Raw genomic sequence first — 406 nt, forward strand, 5'->3', positions numbered from 1 at the left:
GAGAAGGCCGCACTGGAGACGGAGAAGCGGGAGCTCCGCGAGACCCCGGAGGCCGAGCTCGCCGAGCTGACCGGACTCCTGGAGGAGAAGGGGCTGAGCCGCCGGCTCGCCCGGGAGGCCGCCGTCCAGCTCACCCGGCGCGACGCGCTGCGCGCCCACGCCGAGGTCGAGCTGGGCATCGACCCGGACGAGCTGACCAACCCGTGGCACGCGGCCGGGGCGAGCTTCCTGGCCTTCACGGTGGGCGCGCTGCTGCCCCTGCTGGCGATCGTGCTGCCGCCCACCTCGGCACGGCTCCCCGTCACGGTGGTCTCGGTCCTCGCGGCCCTGGCGCTCACCGGCTGGTGGAGCGCCCGGCTGGGCGAGGCGCCGGCCGGGCGGGCGATGCTGCGGAACATGGCCGGGG

At 76.6% G+C, this 406-nt stretch carries 1 protein-coding gene; it reads left to right on the forward strand.

The window, feature by feature from the left end; genetic code table 11:
• Nucleotides 1-406 (forward strand): VIT1/CCC1 transporter family protein (locus tag RNB18_RS53035; RefSeq protein WP_311721180.1); only part of this gene is annotated, 406 nt, incomplete at both ends.

It is taken from the genome of Streptomyces doebereineriae (assembly GCF_031845645.1).
In the GTDB taxonomy this organism is placed as follows: Bacteria; Actinomycetota; Actinomycetes; order Streptomycetales; family Streptomycetaceae; genus Streptomyces; species Streptomyces canus.